This is a genomic window from Sphaerisporangium fuscum, assembly GCF_018531465.1.
In the GTDB taxonomy this organism is placed as follows: domain Bacteria; phylum Actinomycetota; class Actinomycetes; order Streptosporangiales; family Streptosporangiaceae; genus Sphaerisporangium; species Sphaerisporangium fuscum.
In genome coordinates, this window is sequence record NZ_JAHDTF010000005.1 from 130626 (window position 1) to 149873 (window position 19248).

General features: G+C 70.9%; 20 protein-coding genes. 4 read left to right on the plus strand and 16 right to left on the minus strand.

Features of this window, described 5'->3' with window-relative positions; genetic code table 11:
* Positions 1–212: 212 nt before the first annotated feature.
* On the plus strand, positions 213–452 hold the full coding sequence (locus KIK05_RS07945; protein WP_214410124.1) for a BldC family transcriptional regulator: 240 nt from the start codon (positions 213–215) through the stop codon (positions 450–452).
* Between the two features lie 210 nt (positions 453–662).
* Here the strand turns inward: KIK05_RS07945 and KIK05_RS07950 are convergent, their stop codons facing one another.
* Together KIK05_RS07950 and KIK05_RS07955 are read right to left on the minus strand one after the other, a co-directional pair.
* Positions 663–911 (minus strand): hypothetical protein, encoded by a 249-nt coding sequence (locus tag KIK05_RS07950; RefSeq protein ID WP_214409935.1) that lies wholly within the window; start codon positions 909–911, stop codon positions 663–665.
* A 121-nt stretch (positions 912–1032) separates the two neighbouring features.
* Entirely contained in the window at positions 1033–1884 is an 852-nt protein-coding gene (locus KIK05_RS07955) for a hypothetical protein (RefSeq protein ID WP_250562422.1), read from the minus strand.
* Positions 1885–2273: 389 nt separating this feature from the next.
* On the opposite strand from KIK05_RS07955, the gene KIK05_RS07960 reads away from it, so the two are divergent.
* Complete coding sequence (locus KIK05_RS07960) at positions 2274–2582, plus strand: PLDc N-terminal domain-containing protein (RefSeq protein WP_214409936.1); 309 nt, start codon at positions 2274–2276, stop codon at positions 2580–2582.
* Between the two features lie 144 nt (positions 2583–2726).
* On the opposite strand, the gene ccsA is transcribed toward KIK05_RS07960, so the two are convergent.
* The 13 genes from ccsA to KIK05_RS08025 all read right to left on the minus strand — a co-directional run bounded on the left by ccsA (position 2727) and on the right by KIK05_RS08025 (position 16209).
* Positions 2727–3683: a cytochrome c biogenesis protein CcsA gene (ccsA, locus tag KIK05_RS07965; protein ID WP_214409937.1), complete on the minus strand. Its 957-nt coding sequence runs from the start codon at positions 3681–3683 to the stop codon at positions 2727–2729.
* Positions 3673–5256 (minus strand): cytochrome c biogenesis protein ResB, encoded by a 1584-nt coding sequence (gene resB / locus KIK05_RS07970; protein ID WP_214409938.1) that lies wholly within the window; start codon positions 5254–5256, stop codon positions 3673–3675. Before resB ends, ccsA begins: the two co-directional genes overlap by 11 nt.
* Positions 5256–5987, minus strand: a complete 732-nt coding sequence (locus tag KIK05_RS07975; protein WP_308249803.1) for a cytochrome c biogenesis CcdA family protein — start codon at positions 5985–5987, stop codon at positions 5256–5258. The genes resB and KIK05_RS07975 overlap by 1 nt, the downstream gene beginning before the upstream one ends.
* 27 nt (positions 5988–6014) lie before the next feature.
* Positions 6015–6590: a TlpA family protein disulfide reductase gene (locus KIK05_RS07980; protein ID WP_308249804.1), complete on the minus strand. Its 576-nt coding sequence runs from the start codon at positions 6588–6590 to the stop codon at positions 6015–6017.
* A gap of 171 nt (positions 6591–6761) precedes the next feature.
* Positions 6762–7394, minus strand: coding sequence for a histidine phosphatase family protein (locus KIK05_RS07985; protein ID WP_214409939.1), 633 nt, complete (start codon positions 7392–7394; stop codon positions 6762–6764).
* Between the two features lie 13 nt (positions 7395–7407).
* Positions 7408–8373, minus strand: coding sequence for a LysR family transcriptional regulator (locus KIK05_RS07990; protein ID WP_214409940.1), 966 nt, complete (start codon positions 8371–8373; stop codon positions 7408–7410).
* 49 nt (positions 8374–8422) lie between these two features.
* Positions 8423–9724: a glutamate-1-semialdehyde 2,1-aminomutase gene (hemL, locus tag KIK05_RS07995; RefSeq protein ID WP_308249805.1), complete on the minus strand. Its 1302-nt coding sequence runs from the start codon at positions 9722–9724 to the stop codon at positions 8423–8425.
* Between the two features lie 73 nt (positions 9725–9797).
* Complete coding sequence (locus KIK05_RS08000) at positions 9798–10451, minus strand: bifunctional DNA primase/polymerase (protein WP_214409942.1); 654 nt, start codon at positions 10449–10451, stop codon at positions 9798–9800.
* Positions 10452–10536: 85 nt separating this feature from the next.
* Positions 10537–11526: a porphobilinogen synthase gene (gene hemB, locus KIK05_RS08005; RefSeq protein WP_214409943.1), complete on the minus strand. Its 990-nt coding sequence runs from the start codon at positions 11524–11526 to the stop codon at positions 10537–10539.
* Positions 11527–11601: 75 nt separating this feature from the next.
* Positions 11602–13239 (minus strand): bifunctional uroporphyrinogen-III C-methyltransferase/uroporphyrinogen-III synthase, encoded by a 1638-nt coding sequence (locus tag KIK05_RS08010; RefSeq protein ID WP_214409944.1) that lies wholly within the window; start codon positions 13237–13239, stop codon positions 11602–11604.
* Complete coding sequence (gene hemC, locus KIK05_RS08015) at positions 13236–14174, minus strand: hydroxymethylbilane synthase (protein WP_214409945.1); 939 nt, start codon at positions 14172–14174, stop codon at positions 13236–13238. The genes KIK05_RS08010 and hemC overlap by 4 nt, the downstream gene beginning before the upstream one ends.
* On the minus strand, positions 14171–15517 hold the full coding sequence (locus KIK05_RS08020) for a glutamyl-tRNA reductase (RefSeq protein ID WP_214409946.1): 1347 nt from the start codon (positions 15515–15517) through the stop codon (positions 14171–14173). Before KIK05_RS08020 ends, hemC begins: the two co-directional genes overlap by 4 nt.
* Entirely contained in the window at positions 15514–16209 is a 696-nt protein-coding gene (locus KIK05_RS08025; RefSeq protein WP_214410128.1) for a redox-sensing transcriptional repressor Rex, read from the minus strand. The genes KIK05_RS08020 and KIK05_RS08025 overlap by 4 nt, the downstream gene beginning before the upstream one ends.
* A gap of 244 nt (positions 16210–16453) precedes the next feature.
* Between KIK05_RS08025 and KIK05_RS08030 the strand changes: the two genes are divergently transcribed.
* On the plus strand, positions 16454–16702 hold the full coding sequence (locus KIK05_RS08030; RefSeq protein WP_214409947.1) for a glutaredoxin family protein: 249 nt from the start codon (positions 16454–16456) through the stop codon (positions 16700–16702).
* A 20-nt stretch (positions 16703–16722) separates the two neighbouring features.
* Here KIK05_RS08030 and KIK05_RS08035 read toward each other — a convergent pair whose 3' ends face one another.
* Complete coding sequence (locus tag KIK05_RS08035) at positions 16723–18327, minus strand: putative quinol monooxygenase (RefSeq protein ID WP_214409948.1); 1605 nt, start codon at positions 18325–18327, stop codon at positions 16723–16725.
* 299 nt (positions 18328–18626) lie between these two features.
* On the opposite strand from KIK05_RS08035, the gene KIK05_RS08040 reads away from it, so the two are divergent.
* Positions 18627–19157 carry a sigma-70 family RNA polymerase sigma factor gene (locus KIK05_RS08040; protein WP_308249807.1) on the plus strand — a complete coding sequence of 177 codons (531 nt, stop codon included), beginning with the start codon at positions 18627–18629 and terminating at the stop codon, positions 19155–19157.
* The last annotated feature ends 91 nt before the right edge of the window (positions 19158–19248 follow it).

Below are 19248 nucleotides of genomic sequence, written 5' to 3' on the forward strand. Positions count from 1 at the left end.
ACCGCGCTCACTTCGCATCGGGAGCGAGCGCTGCTAGTGTTCCCAACACGGCGCTTTTGTAAAGAAACACCCACGAGCGCCCCAAAGAGGCTCTATCATATAACAAACGGGCACTCGGCTGATAACAACCCGTGATCATCGAAGGTAAATCACGGATATATCAGTTTTGGCTCGGCAAACTGGATACCTGTCCGCCCGCTTCAGGATGCGGGATGCGAGGGGGAGAGATTGTGGAGAGTAGCAGCGAACGACTGCTGACCCCCGGAGAGGTTGCCGCCCTCTTCCGGGTCGATCCAAAAACGGTGACGCGATGGGCAGCGGCAGGCCGCATCAGCAGCATCCGCACCCCCGGAGGGCACCGGCGTTTCCGCGAGTCGGAGGTGCACGCTCTCCTGCGTGGCGAGGAAGTCCTCGCGGCCGATCGGCCGAGTGGCGACACGCCGCGCGTCTGAGGTGAGAGCTCCCGCCGAGCCTGGCGGCGAACGCGAGGTGCGGTGAACTCGAACCCTCAATGCACCACCCGGTGATCCTGCGTGCCCCCCGGAAGCCGCAGGGTCACTGTTCTTTTTTACGGCTAGGCCTTAAACGGTTTTTGGGGCCCGTAGTCTTGGCCGATCCGCCGAGTGCCGTCGGTGGACGGCGAGCGGTCCTCGTGGCGGCGATCAGCGGTCGGAGTTCGTCTGCGACTCCTTGAACGCGAGGAATTCGCGCTCAAGCTCATCATTGTCCTCGCGCCAGCGCCTGCGCCGCTCCGCGTCCTGCTCCTCGGTGATCGACTCGGGCAGCCAGCGGTCGTAGTCGGGGTCGCTCGGCGCGAGCTCGACGTAGGCGTTGCCGATCAGGCGGCCGTCGTCACTGGTCAGGGTCTGCGGTATCCGCAGCGTCCCGTCCGCGAGCCGGATGACGTACATGGCCGGACCACCTAGACCCATTTTCCGCACATCGCCCTCATCGACCTGGGTTGATCACTGATAGCACCGGATCGCATACACCACCTGACCAGGGAGATTCGGGCTCGTGCGGAAAACAGGCCTAGATCCCGTAGCGCCTGTTGAAGAACAGCATGACATTCAAAGCGGCGCGCGTGTCGCCGTTCAGCATGTCGACCAGAGCCGGACGCTGCCGCGAGGCGATCGCGGCGAAGGCGTCGGCGAAGAACTCCTTGCGCCCGAGGCCACCGGGCTGCTTGTGGAACGAGGAGGCGAACAGCGGGCCGCACTCCTCGTAGAGGGCGACGAACTCCGGCGAGTCGGACACCCAGTCGCCCGGCGCCGAGTCGATGTCGTCGAGGGCGTGCCCCGTCTCGTGCATCATCACGTCGGGAGTGGGAGAGGGCCGGTCGCCCACCACGATCTTGCGGTCGCCGTACGCGCCGGCGCAGACGTCCCACGTCGCCTTTCCCGACGGCAGCGGAGCGCCCCGCAGATAGCCCATGTCGTCCAGATCGGGCACCCCTCCGGCCCCGACGTAGATGCCGTCCAGTCCGACCGCCAGGAGGGCTTTCAGGCGCTCGGGGAGCCGGGAGAGGCTGTCGACGGCCCGGACGGCCTCCGGCGAGGGAGGACCGTCCGCGGCGTCCCACTGGCGGTACAGGATCTGCTCCAGCGGCCCGCAGTGCTTCAGGCCGTCGCGCAGGTCGGGGGTGTCCGGGGAGTTGGGCTGGGCGAGCGGGGGCACGTCGTCGAGCTCGAAGTCGCGCCAGATGTACTGCGGCCGGTCGACCACCGGCGCGGTGACCGCCCCCGGAGCGTCGGCGCGGGGCCCGTCGCCCTCCCAGAACGTCTCGGCCCGCCTCTCGCGGCGGTTCGCCCGGCGCCCGCTGTCGCGATATTCGGCGCGCCCGTCCCGCGAGGCGTCATTACGGCTGTCCCTAAAAACGTCCATAAAAGAGTCGCCGCGGCCCTGCCGGCGCGCGTCGCCACGGCCCTCGCGCGGAAGCTCCGCGCCGTCCACGCGCCTGCCGTCACCGGACTCCGCGGTCCCCTCGCGGGATGTCTCGCCCCGGTAGGCGTACGGCCCCCGCTGACGCCAGCGCGGCCCGCGGCGATGGCGACCCCTGTCGCCGGAGTACCCCGTCATGACGACGGCCATGGTGCCCGAGCGAGCGCCACCATCGGCACGTACCCCTCCCGTTGACGTAGCGTGGTCACGGTCCACGGTACGAGAGGCCGCCCGGGAAGTCATCACGAAAGTCGCACCGGGATGCGTTTCCCGGACGTACGATCTCTGCCCCGAAAACACGATCTAGCGCGGAATGGCTTACGCTGCGGGGCATGGGTAGCGTGCTTCTCGGCTTGGCGCTGTTGGCCTTCTGGCTCTACTGCCTGTTCGATGTGATCACCACACCCGAGGAAGACGTACGAAACCTGCCGAAGCTGCTGTGGGTTCTCATCGTCGTGCTCCTGGCCGACCTCGGCGGCCTGCTGTGGCTGCTGCTCGGCCGGCCCCTCGGTGAGCAGGCGATACGACGCCGTCAGATGGGCCGCGCCGGCCACCCCCGGCCGTCCGTCCCCCGCGGGCCCGACGACGACCCCGACTTCCTCCGGGACCTCGACCGGCGCCTGCGCCGCGAGGACGACTGAACGAAAGAAGCCTCCCCGGGCGATCTTCCCGGGGAGGCTTCGACTTTCTGGGGTCGTTCAGGGGCCCATTTTCCGCACATCGCCCTCGTCGATCTGGCTCGATCGCCTGACCAGGGAGATCCGAGCTCTTGCGGAAAGCAGGCCCTAGGGGACCTGCGCGTAGGAGTGCAGGCCCGACAGGAAGATGTTCACACCGACGAGGTTGAACAGCAGGCAGCCGAAGGCGATCAGCTGCACGATCGTCGCCGCCCTCCCCTTCCAACCGGCGGTCGCCTTGGCGTGCAGGTAGGCCGCGTAGGCGATCCAGGTGATGAAGGCCCAGACCTCCTTGGGGTCCCAGCCCCAGTAGCGGCCCCAGGCCTTGTCGGCCCACAGCGCGCCGGCGATCACGGCGAACGTCCAGATCGGGAAGGCGAACACGATGGCCCGGTGGGCGACCCGCTCGAGCTCCTCACGGCCGGGCAGCCTCGACGGGCCCTCCTTGCGCACCAGGAACAGCACGCCGCACACGCCGGCCACGATGAACAGGCCGCTCGCCAGGATGGCGGCGGTGACGTGGATGGCGATCCAGTAGGAGTTGAGGGCGGGCACCACGGGACCGGCCTGCACGTGCAGGTAACGGACGGCGAAGCCGAGCCCGAGGGCCCCCGCGAGCGACACGAACGCCCCGAGGAACCTCACCGGCTGGCGGACCTGCATCACCAGGAACGCGCCCACGGCGGCGAAGCAGATCGCCACCACGAACTCGTACATGTTGCCCCAGGGCCAGCGCCCCACGGCGACGCCCCTGCTGATGATGGCCCCGAGATTGGTGGCCAGGCCGAGCCAGGTCAGCACCACCGCCACGGTGGCCGCCCGGGCGGCCCACGCGGGCGGCTCCACGGCCGCCTTCCCCGCGGTCGTCTCGGCGTCCCCCGGTGGGGCGTCGGCGCCGCCGCCGACGGACGCCGGCACGCGGGCGGGCGCCGCGGCACTCGCCCGGATCCGCCCGAAGCCGAGATCGAGCGCGTACCCGATCATGGCGAAGACGTACAGCAGAACGGTCGCCAGGATCAGCTGGTCGCTGAGCGTGGCGAGCCCGGCGTTGACGTCAGTGGGCATTCTTCACTCCTTCCCGCGAGGCGGCCTCGCCTGCCTCGGAACCCCGCAGGGCCGTGACGATCGTCGCGAACTCCTCGGCGAAGCCCGCTCCCTCCGTGCGCGCCAGCCCGCCGACCTCGACCGTCGTGGCACCGTCGTCACCGGCCTCGCCGACGCGCACGAAGACGCGGCGGCGGCGCACCGTGAGCGCCGGGATAAGGCCGATCACCGCGAGAGCGGCGGCGATCAGGGCGGGCACGCGGCCCGGGTCGTAGGCGATCTGGAGGCTGATCCATTCGCGTACGCCGGTGAACTGGATGGACCCGGCGCCGTCGGGCAGCTTCAGGGTCTCCCCGACGGCCAGCGGCTTGGTCTTGAACCCCATCACCAGCGGCTTGAGGTTCTTGGTCTCGAGCCGGTACACCGACTGCGGCGCCCCCTTCATGCCGAGGTCGCCGGAGAAGGCGAACACCTGGGCCGTGGGGTTGGCCGCGCCCGGGAAGACCGAGACGTACGACCCGTCCTGCGCGGGCACGGTGGTCGGCAGGAACCTCACCAGGAAGCCCAGCTGGGACGGCTGGGCGTCCGGGGCCTTGATGACGCACTCGGAGGTGTAGGTCGCCTGGTCGGCCGTCAGGCACGGCACGGAGCTCTCGAAGGCCACCTGCCCCTTGCCGTCGACCACCTTGAAGGCGGGGGCGTAACCGTGCCCGATGAGGTAGGTCTGGGTGCCGTTGACGTCGAGCGGCTCGTTCACCTTCAGGTCGTACGGCCGCTCGGGCCCGCCCGGGTGGTCGACGACCTTCAGCTTGGCCGAGAAGTCGAGAGCCTGGCCGCGCCGCTCCCCGCCGGCGACATAAGTGGCCTGGAAGTCCTGCAGGGTGAACGAGAAGGGCTCCAGCGAGTCGGAGGAGACCTTCTGCCCCGGGATGTACCTGTCGTAGGCGGCGACGGTGTTGGCGAAGCCGTTCCCCTCGATGAGCAGCACGTTGCCGCGGTAGCCGTACAGGCCCCCCACCCCGACCGCGATCAGCAGCGCGAGCAAGGCCACGTGGAACAGCAGGTTGCCGCTCTCGCGGAGGTAACCCTTCTCGGCCGACACCCAGCCGGGGCCGGTGACCGTGCGGAAGCGCTGCCTCCGGAGCCGGGCCGCCATCTCCTCCGCCGTGACGCCGGTCGCGGTGAAGGAGGCGTGCTCAGGGAGCCGGGAGAGGTTGCGCGGCGCGGCCGGGGGCTTGCGGCGCAGCTCGCGCAGGTGGGCGTTCGCCCTGGGGATCACGCAGCCGGCGAGCGAGATGAACAGCAGCAGGTAGGTCGCCGCGAACCACGGCGAGGTGAACACGTCGAAAAGCCAGAGCCGGTCGAGCCACTTGGCCAGGCCCGGGCTGTCCTTGAAGTACTGCGCGACCTTCTCGGGGCTGATCGACCGCTGCGGGTAGATCGACCCGGGCACGGAGGCCAGCGCGAACAGGAACAGCAGGATGAGCGCCGTGCGCATCGAGGTGAGCAGGCGCCAGGCCCACCGCAGCCAGCCGACCGGGCCGAGGCCGGCGGGGCGCGGCGGGTCCGTCTGGACTTCTCGGGTAAACGTCATCAGATCACCGGCTCGAATCCGCCCACCCAGCCCTGGATGTTCGCGATGAACTGGCCCCAGAGGCCGGTCACCAGCAGGACGCCGACCAGGACGAGCATGCCCCCGCCGACACGCGTGATGAGCTGGGAGTGGCGGCGGACCGCCTTGAAGGTGTGGATGGCCTTGCGGTAGGCGAGCGCCGCCAGGACGAACGGCACGCCCAACCCCAGAGCGTACGCGAAGGCGAGCACCGCGCCGCGCACGGCGCTCGCCTGGTCGAGCGACAGGGTGAGCACCGCCGACAGGGTGGGCCCGATGCAGGGGGTCCAGCCGAGGCCGAACACGATGCCGAGCAGCGGCGCGCCCGCGATCCCGGCCGCCGGGAAGCGGTGGATGCGCACGTCACGCTGCAGACCGGGGATCAGCCCCACGAAGGCCAGCCCGAGCACGATCGTCAGCGCGCCGAGCACCCGCGTGATCACCTGGGCGTTCCCGAGCAGCAGCGACCCGAGACCGCCGAACAGCGCTCCTCCCGCCACGAAGACCAGGGAGAAGCCGAGCACGAACAGCGCGCTGCCCGCCACCATGCGGCCCCGCCGGGGGTCGCCGCTCATGCCCGTGACGTACGACAGATAGCCGGGCACCAGCGGCAGCACGCACGGGGACAGGAACGACACCAGGCCCGCGAGGGCCGCGACCGGCAGCGCCACGAGCAGCGAGCCCGCCGCGATCGTGCTGGCGATGCCGCTCACGGCGCACCGGGCCCGTCAGGGATCACGTCACTTCTCATCGCTGACCTTGGTGACCGCGTCGAGCAGGCTGGAGTACTGCACCTCACCGAGGGCCCGGGCGGCGACCCGGCCCTGCCGGTCGAGGACGAGCGTGGAGGGGATGGCGGCGGGGTTGACCATGCCGTGGAAGGCGAGCGCGACCCTGCCGGGCTGGTCGAACAGGCTGGGGTAGCCGGGCTGCTGGGTGCGCTGGAACGCCAGGGCCTGCGCCTTGTCGTCCTTGAAGTCGACGCCGATGAACTGGACCCCGCGATCCTTGGTCTTGGCGGCGATGTCCTTGAGCACCGGGGCCTCGCTGCGGCAGGGCGCGCACCAGGACGCCCAGAAGTTCAGCACGACCACCTTGCCCTTGTGGTCGGCGAGACCGGCCGCGCCGCCCTCCAGCGTCTCCCCTTGCACGGCCGGGGCCGCCTGCCGTGCGGTGGCGGGAAAGACCTGCATGCTGCCGTCGCCGGCGACGAAGCGGGTGTCGCCGGACTGCGGCTGCGACGGGGTGCCCGCGCAGCCCGCGAGCACCGTCATGGCCAGCGCTGCGATGACAAGGGCACGTGACTTGGCCGACACGGAGGAGGATCTCCTTGCACTACAACCGGTAGAGCTTCAAACCCTACCCACCGCACCGCACACCCTCGAAATCGGGGAGGGGCTGTGTTTTCTTTGCCTCGCTCCGCTCGGCGGCGAGGGGCGCCCCTTGAGGCGGCGGGCTTCGTCGTCGTACGGGCTCGTGCCTCGCGGCTAGCGCGGCCTGGCCAGGTTCTGGGGCTTGATGAGCGCCCCGGCGGGTTCGCTGTAGCCGACGCTCGCCAGTCTGTCGCCCTCGAAGGTGAAGCTGGTCACGCTGGCCAGGGCGCACTGGCGGCGGCGCGGGTCGTGCCACAGCCTGCGGCCCTCGGCGGCCAGCCTGATGATCCAGATGGGGAGCTGGTGGCTGACCAGCACGACCTCGTGGCCACGGGCCCGGCGGCGGGCGTCGTTGATGATCGACCGCATGCGCTCGACCACCTGGACGTACGGCTCGCCCCAGGAGGGGCGGCGGGGGTTCCACAGGTAGCGGTAGTTGCCCGGCGCACGGAACATGCCACCGACCGCCATGCCCTGGAAGACGTTCTCGGCCTCGGTGAGCCTCTCGTCGGTCTGGATCTCCAGGCCGGTGCTCTGGGCGAGGGGGGCGGCCGTCTCCTGCGCGCGCTCGAGCGGCGAGCTGAACAGCGCGACGATGTCGCGCCCCGCGAGCGCCTTGGCCACCATGTCGGCCATCGAGCGGCCGTTGTCGGAAAGGTGATATCCGGGCAGCCTGCCGTACAGGAGCCCTTCGGGATTGTGCACCTCTCCGTGGCGGAGCAGGTGAACAACGGTGGTTTCAGTCATGACGGACACCAGCCTACTGGTGCGCCTGCCGCGCGGCACGGCTTGCGGTGACGGCGTCGCGCGCGTCCGCGCGCACCACCCCGGGTGAGGGGGACATCTCGCGCAGCACCTCGACCGCCGCGCGGATCGCCGGACGGCGGGCGGCGTCGGTGCGCCAGATCGCGAAGATGCGGCGGGTCGGACGCGGCCGCACCGGCACCGCCCGCACGTCGGGAGGCAGGAAATCCCGGCCGAGCCGGGGCACGATGGCGCAGCCGTGACCGGCCGCCACCAGCGCGATCTGTGTCGGATACTCGTCGGCCATGCAGGAGAAGTCGGGCTCCAGGCCGGCCGTCCGCAGCGTGAAGACGAGCCAGTCGTGGCAGACGGTGCCCGGCGAGGAGCTGACCCACCGCTCGCCGTGCAGGTCGGCGAGGTCGATCTCGCGGCGGTCGGCCAGGGGGTGGTCGGCGGACATGATCACGTCGGCCACGTCGTCGAGGAGCGTGGCGCGGGAGAGCCCGTCGGGGATGGCCATCGGCCGGTTCATCCAGTCCTGGACCAGGGCGAGGTCGAGCTCTCCCCGGGCCACCTCGCGCACCTGCCGCTCGGGCTCCCGCTCGTAGAGCACGATGTCGAGTTCGGGGTGGCGCTGCCTGAGCTCCTTGAGTGCGAAGGGGAGCAGGCCCCGGGCCGCGGTGGGGAACGCGGCCATGGTCAGGCGCCCGACGACGGTGCCGCGCAGCGCCTCGAAGTCGGCCTCGGCGGTCTCGACCAGCGCCAGGATGCGCTCGGCGTGCTCGGCGAGCAGCCCGGCGGCGTCGGTGAGCTTCACCCCGCGCCCGCTGCGCTCGATGAGCGTGGCGCCCATCTCGCGCTCCAGCTTGGCGATCTGCTGGGAGATCGCCGACGGCGTCACCATGAGCGCCTCGGCCGCGGCGCCGACGGAGCCGTACACCGCGACCGCGTGCAGGGCCTTCAGCCGATGGAGATCCAGCATATAGAGATGCTAAATGATTCCTTGCCGAAAGTCGCGTGGCGCTGAAGCGTCAGGCGGACGCCGACGCCGCGGCGGTGGCCTTGGCGGCGGCGGGAAGCGCCTCGACCACCCGGGTGACGGCCTCCTCGTCGTGGGCCGCCGACAGGAACCACGCCTCGTACGCCGACGGCGGCAGGTAGACGCCCTGGTCGAGCATGGCGTGGAAGAACGCGCGGTAGGCCTCGGTGTCCTGGCTGCGCGCGCCGGTGAAGTCGGTGACGGAGTCGGCGGTGAAGAAGATCGAGAACAGGTTGCCCGCGCGCTGCAGCCGGTGGGGCACCCCGGCCGCGGCGAGCGCGTCCGAGGCGGCACGGCCGATGATCAGCGCGGCGGCGTCCACCTTGTCGTACACCTCCTCGTCGCAGCCCCGCAGCGTCGCGAGCCCGGCGGCGCAGGCGAGAGGGTTCCCCGAGAGGGTGCCCGCCTGGTAGACCGGCCCCTCGGGCGCGAGCCGGCTCATGACCTCCATGCGCCCGCCGAACGCCGCCGTGGGCAGCCCGCCGCCCATGACCTTGCCGAAGGTCATCAGGTCGGCCTCCACCGGGTCGATGCCGTACCAACCGGCGGCGGAGACGCGGAAGCCCGTCAGCACCTCGTCCATGATCAGCAGGGCGCCGTGGGCGGTGCACAGCTCGCGCAGCAGGGCGTTGAAGCCCGGCAGCGGCGGCACCACGCCCATGTTGGCCGGGCACGCCTCGGTGATCACGCAGGCGATCTGGTCGCCGTACTCCCTGAACGCCTCGGTGACCTCTTCGGGAGAGTTGTAGGGCAGCACGATCGTGTCGGCGGCCGCGGCGCCGGTGACGCCGGGGGTGTCGGGCAGCCCGAAGGTCACCACGCCCGAGCCGGCGGAGGCGAGCAGCGCGTCCACGTGGCCGTGGTAGCAGCCGGCGAACTTCACCACGCGGGAACGCCCGGTGAAGCCCCGCGCGAGCCGCACGGCGGACATGGTGGCCTCGGTGCCCGAGTTGACCAGGCGCACCATCTCGATCGGAGCGCGGGAGACGATCTCCTCGGCGAGCTCGACCTCACCCGGAGTCGCGGTGCCGAAGGACGTGCCACGCGACAGAGCCTCGGTGAGCGCCTCGACGACGGCGGGGTGCCGGTGGCCGAGGATCATCGGACCCCAGGAGCAGACCAGGTCGACGTAGCGGTTGCCGTCGGCGTCGACGATGTAGGGGCCCTCACCGGACTCCATGAACCTCGGGGTGCCGCCGACGGCGCCGAACGCCCGCACCGGGGAGTTGACGCCTCCCGGCACGACGGCCCGGGCGCGCGCGAAAAGGTCCTCTGAGATCTTCGTACCGCTCACTGTCCCAAGGTTAGTGCCCGGGGCCGGCGGTGGCTCATCCGGGCGGGAGCGGGGCATGAGCGGAGACCGCCGGTCACTCGCAGGCGTCGGCCAGCCAGTCGAGGACGTGCAGCGGGTCGGGGAGGGGACGGCCGTCGGGCGGGCGCAGCCAGCGGGCCTGGCTGCCGTCGGCCAGCTGGGACGGCGGGGCGAGCACGTAGCTGTCGCGGCAGTGCCAGCGCAGGCCGGGCGTCTCGTCGATCGTCTCCGGGCCGCAGTCGAGGTGGCAGGACCACCACTCGTCCTCGTCCTCCGGGGCGCCGCGCGTGGCGACGTAAAAAAGGACCCGGTCGCCTCCTGTGGCGACCGGGCCCGTGGCGAAACCCGCGGAGTCCATGGCGGCGAGGGCCGTGTGGCCCGCCGCGGAGGGTACGTCGAACACGTCGAACACCCTGCCCGTGGGCAGGATCACATTGGCCTCGGGGTCCTGCTGCCACCATCGGGTCAGCAGGGCCGTGTCGGTGGTGGCCATCATCTGCCAGGCCGGCGACACCGGATGAGCACCTGGGTCGGGACAGCCCACGCGGTCGCACGAACACGCGCGCCTGCCCTCACGCAGCGGGTGGGCACCCAGGCAGCTGGCCCATCCGAGCTCGGCGTACTCGAGAACCGAGGTGATCGTCTGAGCCTTGCCGTGCGTGCGGCCGCGCCTTTTCGCCCGGCGAGCCGTCAGTGGTACCCCCACCATGTGCGTTCCTCCCCCACCCGCGCCTTTCCCCGATGATGCCTGATGGGAGTCGGCTCAGGTGACCCGACCCCCGGAAAATGGCCCGTCAGGATAGTCTTCTGGCCACTTCCGTAGCCCAGTAGGTGAGGATCATGTCGGCTCCGGCCCGCTTGATCGCGGTGAGCGACTCCATGATGATGCGCTCGCGGTCGATCCAGCCGTTGGCCGCCGCCGCCTCGACCATGGCGTACTCCCCGCTCACCTGGTAGGCCGCCACCGGCACCTCGACGATGTCGCGCACCTGGCGCAGGATGTCGAGGTAGGCCAGCGCGGGCTTCACCATGACGGCGTCGGCGCCCTCGGCGAGGTCGAGACGCACCTCGCGCAGGGCCTCGCCCAGAGGGCCCGCCGGGTCCTGCTGGTAGGCGCTGCGGTCGCCGAACTGCGGCGCGCACTCCGCCGCCTCCCTGAAGGGCCCGTAGAAGCCCGAGGCGTACTTCACGGAGTAGGCCAGGATCGGGATGTGCGAAAAGCCGTTGTCGTCGAGCGCGGCGCGGATCGCGCCGACCTGGCCGTCCATCATGCCGCTCGGGGCGATGACCTGTGAGCCGGCCGCCGCCTGGGAGACGGCCGCCGAGGCGTACCGCTCCAGCGTCGCGTCGTTGTCGACCTCGCCGTCGGCGGTGAGGATGCCGCAGTGCCCGTGGTCGGTGAACTCGTCGAGGCAGGTGTCGGTGATGACGACCATGTCGTCGCCGAGGTCGGCCCGCAGGTCGGCGAGCGCCACCTGCACGATGCCGTCGGGGTCGTCGGCGCCGGAGCCCCTGGCGTCCTTGACGGCCGGGATCCCGAACAGGATGAGCGAGCCCACGCCCGCCTCCGCGGCCTCGTGCGCGGCCTTGCGCAGCGAGTCGCGGGTGTGCTGGAAGACGCCCGGCATGGACGTCACGGGCTGGGGCTCGGTGATGCCCTCCTTGACGAACATCGGCAGCACCAGCTCGGCGGGGTGCAGCCGGGTGCCCGCGACCACACGGCGGATCGCGGCGGTACGGCGCAGCCTGCGAGGCCGCGCCACCGGGAACTCTGCGTTGCTCATCTGGTTGTCTCCCCTCCCCGACCCTGTCGCGGACGCGCACGGCGCCTGGGGCGCGACGATGGGGATCTCGTTGGGTTACTTCGCTCGGCGCCGGGCGCCCCTGCGGGTCTGCGAGGGCCGGCGAGGAACGTCGCCGGCGGCCAGGGCCGCCTGGCGCTGCTTGGCACCGTACTCCGCCAGGGCGGCGGCGAGGGCCGAAGCCGAAGGCTTGTCGGCCATGATGTCGACCCGCAGGCCGAACTCCTCGGCCGTCTTGGCGGTCTGCGGGCCGATGACCGCGATCACGGTGACGTTGTGCGGCTTGCCGGCGATGCCGACGAGGTTCCTGACGGTGCTGGACGAGGTGAACAGCACCGCGTCGAACCCGCCGCCCTTGATCGCCTCCCGGATCGGCGCCGGCGGCGGGGCCGCTCGGACCGTGCGGTAGGCGGTGACGTCGTCGCACTCCCAGCCCAGCTCGGTGAGCCCGGCGATCAGCGTCTCGGTGGCGATGTCGGCGCGCGGCAGCAGGACCCTGTTGATCGGGTCGAGCATGGAGTCGTACGGCGGCCACTCGGCGAGGAGGCCCTCGGAGGAATGCTCGCCGACGGGGACGAGATCGGGCTTGACGCCGAACTCGACCAGGGCCTTCGCCGTCGCCTCGCCAACCGCGGCGACCTTGAGGCCCGCGAACGCCCGGGCGTCCAGGCCGTACTCGTCGAACTTCTCCCTGATCGCCTTGACGGCGTTGGCCGAGGTGAAGGCCACCCACTCGTAGCGGCCGGTCACCAGGCCCTTGATCGCGCGGTCCATCTGCTGCGGGGTGCGCGGCGGCTCGACGGAGATCGTCGGCACCTCTTCGGGCACCGCGCCGTACGAGCGGAGCTGCTCCGACAGCCCGGCCGACTGCTCCTTGGTGCGCGGGACCAGCACCCGCCAGCCGAACAGCGGCTTGTTCTCGAACCACGAGAGCCGGTCGCGGCCGGTCACGGCGTCGCCCACGACCATCAGGGCGGGCTCGGCGATGCCGGCGTGCTTGAGGTCGGGGGCGAGCCTGCCGAGCGAGGAGACCACGGTGTACTGCTCGGTGGTGGTGCCGCTCTGCGTCACCGCCACCGGGGTGGTGTCGGGCCTGCCGGCCGCGACCAGGGCCTTGGCGATCGGCACGGCCTCGGCGATGCCGTTGTAGATCACCAGGGTGCCGTCGAAGGCGGCGTGGGCGGACCAGTCGGCGACCTGCCCGGCGTCGACCACTCGGAACTCCGGCACCGACACCGCGGGCGCGATGCCCGCGTAGGTCAGCACGGCCGTCGCGGGCGGCACGCCGGGGACGATCTCGAACTCGACGTCGGCCTTCGCGCAGGCCGCGACCTCTTCGGAGACCGAGGAGAAGAAACCGGGGTCGCCGGCGCACACGCGCACCACGCGGCAGCCCGCCTTGGCCTCCTGCACGGCCTTCAGCGACACCGCCCCCGTCTCGTCGGCGATGTCGACCACCTTGACGTGCGGGGAGCAGTGGTGCAGCAGGGCGCCGAACGCCTGCTGGTCGAGGACGACGACGTCGGCCCGCGCCAGCAGGTGGGCGCCGCGCAGCGTGAGGAGGTTCTCGTCGCCCGGGCCGGCGCCGACGAAGGCGACGAAGCCGGCTTCACGCCGCCGGCCGCCGTCGTGGCCGCTCGTCTCCGCCTTCGTACCGGTCTGGGCGGTCTTGCTGGTCTGGCTTCCGGAGCTCAATGGGTCCGCTCCCCCATCAACGTGCCGGCTCCCTCGGCGATCATGGCGGTCGCGAGTTCGCGGCCGAGTTCCATGGCGGCCGAGGGCTCACCGGCGGTGGACTTGCGCACCGACCGCGTGCCATCGAAGGCGACCACGGCGGCGGTCAGGTTGAGAATGTGCCCGTCATCGACGGCGTACGCACCTACGGGGGCGCTGCAACCGGCCTCGAGGGCGGCCAGCACGGCCCGCTCGGCATCGACGGCGGCGCGGGTGCGCGCGTCGTCCATGACACCGAGCAACTCGATCATCTCGGCGTCGTCCGCGCGGCACTCGACGGCGAGCGCCCCCTGGCCGGGCGCGGGCAGCATCTCGGTGACGTCGAACACCTGGGCGATCTCCGCCTCGCGGCCGATGCGCCCGAGGCCGGCCGCGGCCAGCACGACGGCGGCGAGCTCGCCCGAGGTGACCTTACCGATACGGGTGTCGGCGTTGCCGCGGATCGCGACGTAGTCGAGATCCGGGCGCAGCGCGCGCAACTGGGCGACGCGGCGCGGCGAGCCCGTGCCGACCTTGGCGCCGGGCGCGAGGTCGTCGAACTTGGCGGCGCCGACGAGCGCGTCCCTGGGGTCGTCGCGCGGAGGGATCGCCGCGATCACGACCCGAGGATCGGGCTTGGTCGGCAGGTCCTTGAGGGAGTGGACCGCGAAGTCGATCTCGCCCTCGATCAGCTTGTCGCGCAGGGCGCTGACGAACACGCCGGTGCCGCCGAGCTGGGCGAGGTGGGCCTTGGTGACGTCGCCGAACGTCGTGACGCCGACCAGCTCGACGGGGCGCCCGGTGAGCTCGGTCAGGCGGTCGGCGACCAGCTGTGACTGGCTGGTGGCCATCAGGCTGCGGCGCGTGCCGAGACGAAGGGTCCTCACCCCTGTGCTCTGCGCCCGCTCCTCGCTCATGCCTCCTCCTCGCCGGCCCGACCGGTCGAGTCGGTCTCCACCTCGGCCACATCAGCCCTGGTCACTGCCTCGGGCACCTTCGGATTCAGATCGAACAGCTCGCGCAGCGCCTCAGCATAATGATCGCCCGCCGGTGACGCCGCCAACCGCTTGACACGCACCGTCGGCTCGTGGAGCAGCTTGTCCACGACCCGGCGGACGGTCTGGGCGATCTCGCCGCGCACCCGGGCGTCGATCTCGGGCACCCGGGTGACGAGCCGTCCGAGCTCGCTCTCGACGACGTCGGCGGCCTTCGCGCGGAGCGCGACCACCGTCGGCGTCACCTTCGCCGCGCGCTCGGCCCTGAGGTATTCGCACACCTCGGCCGCCACGATGGCGCGGACGGCCGCGATCTCGTCGGACGCGACGCCCCCCTGGCCTTCGCCGCCGATCCCGGCCTCCTGCATCGACTCCAGGTCGACGAGCGTGACGCCGGGAAGCGTGCGGACGCCCGGGTCGACGTCGTGCGGGAGCGCGAGGTCGAGCAGGAACAGAGGCTTGTCGCGTAAGGTGCGCGCCACCATTTCGGTGCCGATGACAACGTTACCGGCTCCGGTGCACGAAATGACCAGGTCAGCGGCCGCGAGCTCGCTCTCGACGTCGGCCAGCTCGACCGCGCGGCCCCCGACGCTCTGCGCGAGCCGTACGGCGCGGTCGAAGGTGCGGTTGGCGACGACGATGTCGGTGACGCCCGCGCGGCTCAGGGTGGCCGCCGACAGGGCGCTCATCGACCCGGCGCCGACCACCAGGGCGCGCTTGTCGGCGATCGGGCCGAGGACGCGCTCGGCGAGGGTGAGCCCCACGCTGACGAGGGAGGCGCCCGCCCGGTCGATGCCGGTCTCGGTGTGGGCCCGCTTGCCGACGCGCAGCGCCTGCTGGGCCAGCTCGTTGAGGGTGGTGCCGGCGGTGCCCTGCTCCTGGGCGAGCCGCAGCGACTGGCGCACCTGCCCGAGGATCTGCCCCTCGCCCGGCACCATGGAGTCGAGCCCGCAGACCCCGGTGAACAGGTGCTCGACGACGCGGTCCTCATAGTGGACGTACAGGTGGCGGGTGAGCTGCTCCTGGGGGACGCCGGAGTGGTCGCTCAGCAGATCGGTGATGGCGGTGACGGCGGCGTGGAACCGGTCGACCTCGGCGTAGACCTCGACCCTGTTGCAGGTCGAGACGATCATCACCTCGGAGACGTGGGCGTCGGCGCGGACGTCGTGCAGAAGCTTGACCAGGGCGTCGCCGGTGACGGACACGCGTTCGAGCAGTGCCACGGGCGCCGTCCGGTGACTGAGACCAACCGCGAGAAGGCTCATAGATCCATCGCCTCGGCCAAGTCGTCGGCCATCATGGGGCTCCCTGCTTCCCGGTCCGCCTTGCGCTGCTCATGAAACGCGAGGATCTGCAGTTCGGTGGATAGGTCGACCTTGCGAACATCGACTCCGTCGGGCACCGAGAGCACCACGGGGGCGAAGTTCAAGATACTCGTGACCCCGGCGGCGATGACCCTGTCGGCCACCTCCTGGGCGGCCGAGGCGGGCGTCGCGATGACCACGATGGACACCCCCCGCTTCTTGATCACGTTTTCCAGCTCGTCGATGTGGTCGACGGTCATGCCGACGAGGCGCTCGCCGACCACCGAGGCGTCGGCGTCGAACAGCGCGGCCACCCGGAACCCACGCGAGACGAACCCTCCGTAGTTCGCGAGCGCCCGGCCGAGGTTACCGACTCCGACGATGGCGACGGCCCAGTCCTGAGTAAGCCCTAGCTCCCTCGAGATCTGGTAGATGAGGTACTGGACGTCGTAGCCGACGCCGCGCGTGCCGTACGACCCCAGGTGCGAGAGGTCCTTGCGGAGCTTGGCGGAGTTCACCCCGGCGGCGACGGCGAGATCCTCGGAGCTGACGGTGGCGGTGCCCCGTTCCGCGAGCCCGTTCAGTGCGCGCAGGTAAAGCGGCAACCGCGCGACGGTCGCATCGGGGATGCCACGTTCGCGCGCTTGAGACATGCGGCGGATCACTTCGGCCGGAACTCCAGGGGACGGGCGGCCGGTGCGCCCCGGCCGCGCTCGCGGTTGCGACGGATGTCGAGGAGAGGGCGCAGGCATCTAGATTAGTACCTTTGTGAAGCTATGCACAAAGTCGCAGCGCCCACTCTCGGGTCCCACCATCCCAGGTAGGGGTGGCGGTCCGGGATCCGGCCCTCCCAGTGTGATCGAGCCCACGTCCCACGTGGGCCGTTAGGCTGAGCCCATGCCTGCGCGAGACCACACGATCACTCTGCTCGGCAAGCCCGGCTGTCACCTGTGCGACGACGCCAGGGCGATCATCCAGCGGGTGGCCGCCGAGCTCGGGGTCCCCGTCGAGGAGCGTGACATCACCGCTTCCGAGGAGGACCAGAAGGCCTACGGGGATCTGATTCCCGTCACGTTCGTCGACGGCGTGCAGCACGACTTCTGGCGCGTCGACGAGGCCCGCCTGCGCGCCGCCCTGGCGGTTTGAGGGCCCCGGCCCTCGCCGGGTCACAGACGGAAGGCCGTGGGCAGCGGCACCACCTTGGCCGCGTTGACGTTGAGCTCTATCACGTTGGCCGCGAGCACGTGGGCCACGCGCTCGCGGGCGAACCGTTCCATGTGGGCCTGGCGCTGGTGCTCGGTGAACGCCACCTCGTCGCGGTAGATCTCGTAGACGATGCGCTGCAGGGGCGCCGACTTGACCGAGTGGCAGGCGAAGATCAAGGTGTCCGGCTCGCTGCGGCGCACGGCCTCCACGGTCTCCTCGGCCAGCCGGTCGAACGCCTCCCCCGCCCCGTCGATCAGCGTGAACACCGTCAGCAGCCCGTAGATGCCGGAGGACGGCTTCACCGACCCCGCCGAGGCGACCGGCACGTCGGCCCGGACGGGGGGCGGCACCTGCGGATCAGGGCGCCCGAAGGACTGGTTCTGGATCTCGGCGGCGGAGAACAGCACGCCCGTGGCGGGCATGGAAGGGTCCTGCGGCGGAGGCACGGGGGCGCGGTGGGCGGCGTTCTGGCCCGGCGTGGGGTAGCCGACCGGGCCGGCGGGCCCCTGGGCGGCCACGTCGGGACCGATGAACTCGCCGGTCATCGGGCCCACGAAGCCTCCGGAGGGCTGCATGCGGGCCGCGAAGTCCACCTCGCCCTGGTCGCCCGCGCGGTACTCCGCGACGAGGTCGCCGAGGCCCGAACGGCGGGGCGGCGGCGGCATCGCCGGAGTGGGCCCGAGGGGGCCCGGGCCGGCCTCGGGGCCGCGCGCGCCGGGTCCCGAGTCGTACATCGCCTGTGGCTCGGGAACGCTCCGGTCGGCCCCGGGGTCCGCCTCGGCCCGGCGGCCGCGCCTGCCCCCGCCGGACTCGAACGCCGGCTGCGGCTCGGGCGCGCGCCGGGGGGCGGGCTCGTCGTCCCAGTCCTCGTCGTCGTCGTCGCGCTCCTCGTCGTAGGGCGCGAGGGGTCGGGCCACGGCGTACCAGACGGCGCCGACCATGAGCGTGACCACCAGCGCCGCGAACACGCCGGGGATCGCGAAGCGCACCGCTCCCACCAGGGCCAGCCCCGTCGGCGCCAGCACCACGCCGGCGTGCATGTTGTCGGCGTCGACGTCGTCGCCGTTGCGCCATCTCAGCACGGCCAGGATGAGGCAGCCGATCAGCATGAGGTACGTCAGGGCGTGGGCGGCCGTGAGCAGGGCCGTCGGGATGATCGTCCAGTGCGTGTCCGCGAGCGGCAGCGCCTTGGTGAACTTCTCGGGCTGGCTGATCGGGTCGACGACCATGATCACCGTGCTGACGACCGTGAACGCCGTGCCGAACAGCCAGGCGGCGAATCGTCCCCGGGGCTTTCGCGCGAGCAGCTGGATCAGGCCGATCGCGAGCCAGAACGGCGCCAGGAACGCCCCGGTGATCTGGTAGACGCGGAAGGTGACGGACCCGAACCCCATGAGGTGCCCGATGGCGATCGCACCGAGGGCCAGGCAGAGCGACGCGGTGGTCACGGTCCAGGCGATGAGCCAGCCGCTCCGTTCGTCGCGGAGACGCCCGACCAGGATGCCGGTGGTGATGGCGGCGAACAGCGCGCCGGCGAAGGCGGTGACGGCAACGAGGGCTTCCATGATGGTCCCAACTCTGCCGGACATTACCTCCGGAGAGGTAGCCGAGGCCCGAAGTGCCGCATGGCTCCTGTTACGAGAGGTAGTTACTGAGGCAAAGTGGATTGTGTAATTTCCCGATGATTTCTAGAGTGTTCGAGCACGCACGCGCCCTTCCCTTTCCTCCCCCGGGATACCGGATGTCGAACTCTTGGTCGGTCGCCGGGCTTTCCCCTCCAGGATCGGCCGATACACTGAACGCCACGCGCGCCAGCGCTGACCAGCGAGAGCGCCCTCACCCGGACTCCGACGAACTCCGGAGGGTGGTCCTCCGCGCCAAAACCGGCGACACCGACGCCTTCGGGGCGCTGTACGACCGCTATGTCGATCTTGTTTATCGCTACGTGTACTTCCGGGTCGGCTGCCACGCCCTCGCGGAAGACCTCACCAGTGAAACGTTCCTACGGGCCCTGCGCCGCATGGCGGACTTCACCTGGCAGGGCAGGGACTTCGGCGCCTGGCTGGTGACGATCGCCAGGAACCTCGTCGCCGACCACTTCAAGTCCGGCCGCTACCGCCTGGAAGTCTCCACCGCCGAGGTCCTCGACACCCCGCTGGACGGCTCGCACATCCCGGAGAACGCGGTGGTCGCCACCATGGTGAACGAGCGGGTCCTGCGCGCGGTGCGCGACCTCGGCCCCGAGCAGCAGGAATGTGTCGTGCTGCGCTTCCTGCACGGCATGTCGCTGGCGGAGACGGCCCTGATCATGGGAAAGAAGAGCGGCGCCATCAAGGCCCTGCAGTTCCGCGCGATCCGCGCACTGGCCAGGGCGCTGCCCGAGGACCTGAATTGATCTAGGCTGGCGCCGCGAGGCATCGCGGTACAGCAGGGCGGCCGTAACCTCAGGGCTCCCCGCATCGTTGGGCAAGTAGCACCTATGGATC

Excerpts from the sequence above, each read along its gene's own strand:
- KIK05_RS08020 (WP_214409946.1), bottom strand. The coding sequence starts at position 15,517 with ATGAGCCTTCTCGCGGTTGGTCTCAGTCACCGGACGGCGCCCGTGGCA.
- KIK05_RS07955 (WP_250562422.1), bottom strand. The coding sequence starts at position 1,884 with ATGGACGTTTTTAGGGACAGCCGTAATGACGCCTCGCGGGACGGGCGC.
- ccsA (WP_214409937.1), bottom strand. The coding sequence starts at position 3,683 with ATGCCCACTGACGTCAACGCCGGGCTCGCCACGCTCAGCGACCAGCTG.
- KIK05_RS08000 (WP_214409942.1), bottom strand. The coding sequence starts at position 10,451 with ATGGTGGGGGTACCACTGACGGCTCGCCGGGCGAAAAGGCGCGGCCGC.
- KIK05_RS07985 (WP_214409939.1), bottom strand. The coding sequence starts at position 7,394 with ATGACTGAAACCACCGTTGTTCACCTGCTCCGCCACGGAGAGGTGCAC.
- KIK05_RS07950 (WP_214409935.1), bottom strand. The coding sequence starts at position 911 with ATGTACGTCATCCGGCTCGCGGACGGGACGCTGCGGATACCGCAGACC.
- KIK05_RS07945 (WP_214410124.1), top strand. The coding sequence starts at position 213 with ATGCGAGGGGGAGAGATTGTGGAGAGTAGCAGCGAACGACTGCTGACC.
- KIK05_RS08035 (WP_214409948.1), bottom strand. The coding sequence starts at position 18,327 with ATGGAAGCCCTCGTTGCCGTCACCGCCTTCGCCGGCGCGCTGTTCGCC.
- resB (WP_214409938.1), bottom strand. The coding sequence starts at position 5,256 with ATGACGTTTACCCGAGAAGTCCAGACGGACCCGCCGCGCCCCGCCGGC.
- KIK05_RS08030 (WP_214409947.1), top strand. The coding sequence starts at position 16,454 with ATGCCTGCGCGAGACCACACGATCACTCTGCTCGGCAAGCCCGGCTGT.
- KIK05_RS07990 (WP_214409940.1), bottom strand. The coding sequence starts at position 8,373 with ATGCTGGATCTCCATCGGCTGAAGGCCCTGCACGCGGTCGCGGTGTAC.
- KIK05_RS07960 (WP_214409936.1), top strand. The coding sequence starts at position 2,274 with ATGGGTAGCGTGCTTCTCGGCTTGGCGCTGTTGGCCTTCTGGCTCTAC.
- KIK05_RS08025 (WP_214410128.1), bottom strand. The coding sequence starts at position 16,209 with ATGTCTCAAGCGCGCGAACGTGGCATCCCCGATGCGACCGTCGCGCGG.
- hemC (WP_214409945.1), bottom strand. The coding sequence starts at position 14,174 with ATGAGCGAGGAGCGGGCGCAGAGCACAGGGGTGAGGACCCTTCGTCTC.
- hemB (WP_214409943.1), bottom strand. The coding sequence starts at position 11,526 with ATGAGCAACGCAGAGTTCCCGGTGGCGCGGCCTCGCAGGCTGCGCCGT.